Raw genomic sequence first — 1655 nt, forward strand, 5'->3', positions numbered from 1 at the left:
GCGACTTTCGGGTGGGCGACCATCGCGCTTTCAATCTCGGCGGTGCCCATGCGGTGGCCGGAGACGTTGAGCACGTCATCCACGCGACCGGTAATCCAGTAGTAACCGTCTTCGTCACGACGCGCACCGTCACCGGTGAAGTACATGCCGCGGAACGTCTTGAAGTAGGTATCGACGAAGCGGTCATGGTCGCCGTACAGCGTGCGCGCCTGACCTGGCCACGAATCGAGAATCACCAGGTTGCCCTCGGCCACGCCCTCGATGATGTTGCCCAGGTTATCCACCAAGGCCGGCACCACACCGAAGAACGGACGCGCCGCAGAACCCGGCTTGAGCGCGTGCGCACCCGGCAGCGGGCTCATCATGTTGCCGCCGGTTTCGGTCTGCCACCAGGTGTCGACGATCGGGCAACGGGACTGGCCGACGTTCTTGTAGTACCAGTCCCACGCTTCCGGGTTGATCGGCTCACCGACCGAACCCAACAGACGCAGGCTGCTGCCATCAGCGCCTTCCACAGCGGCCTTGCCCGACGCCATCATCGCGCGGATCGCCGTCGGCGCGGTGTAGAGGATGTTGACCTTATGCTTGTCGACGATTTTCGCCACCCGGGTAATGTCCGGGTAGTTCGGCACACCTTCGAACAGCAGCGTGGTCGCGCCATTGGCCAGCGGGCCGTAGACGATGTAACTGTGGCCGGTGACCCAACCGACGTCGGCGGTGCACCAGTAGACTTCGCCCGGACGGTAGTCGAACACGCGCTCGTGGGTCATCGCCGCGTACAACAGATAGCCGGCGGTGGTGTGCTGCACGCCCTTCGGCTTGCCAGTGGAACCGGAGGTATAAAGGATGAACAGCGCTTCTTCAGCACCCATCTCTTTCGGCGCGCAGACACTGCCCGCCACTTTCATCAGGTCTTCGTACCAGATGTCGCGATGCTGGTTCCACTTGATGTTGCCACCGGTGCGCTTGCACACGATGACTTTCTGAATGCTGCTGGTTTCCGGGTTGGTCAGCGCATCGTCGACGTTGGTCTTGAGCGAGATCTTCTTACCGGCACGAACGCCTTCATCAGCCGTGATCACCACTTTGGATTTGCAGTCGATAATCCGGCCAGCCAGGGCTTCCGGCGAAAAACCACCGAACACCACCGAGTGAATCGCGCCGATCCGGGCACACGCCAGCATGGCGACCACGGCTTCGGGGATCATCGGCATATAGATAGTCACCACGTCGCCGCGGTGCACATCCTGGCCACGCAAGGCGTTGGCGAATTTGCAGACTTGTTCGTGCAGCTCGCGGTAGGTGATGTTGCGGCTTTCGGCAGGGTCATCCCCTTCCCAAATAATCGCGATCTGATCGCCGCGCTCGGCCAGATGACGGTCGAGGCAGTTGTAGGAAACGTTCAGGGTGCCGTCGGCGAACCATTTGATGTCGACATGGTGATCGTCGAAAGAAGTCTGTTTCACCGTGGTGAAAGGCTTGATCCAGTCGAGGCGCTTGGCTTGCTCGCGCCAGAAGCCGTCCGGGTTAACGACCGACTGCTGGTACATGGCCTTGTAGGTCGCCTCGTCAGTCAGCGTGTTGGCCAAAACCTCGGGACGAACGGGATACAGAGAAGCCGCACTCATCTTTGTTACCTCGGTGGAATAGTTGTT

At 60.5% G+C, this 1655-nt stretch carries 1 protein-coding gene; it reads right to left on the reverse strand.

Features of this window, described 5'->3' with window-relative positions:
* The coding region (gene acs / locus KGB03_RS03700; protein WP_223526371.1) for an acetate--CoA ligase at positions 1-1628 on the reverse strand (1628 nt) is incomplete at its 3' end.
* Between the last annotated feature and the right edge of the window lie 27 nt (positions 1629-1655).

This window comes from Pseudomonas sp. BF-B-26 (genome assembly GCF_019956495.1).
GTDB lineage: Bacteria > Pseudomonadota > Gammaproteobacteria > Pseudomonadales > Pseudomonadaceae > Aquipseudomonas.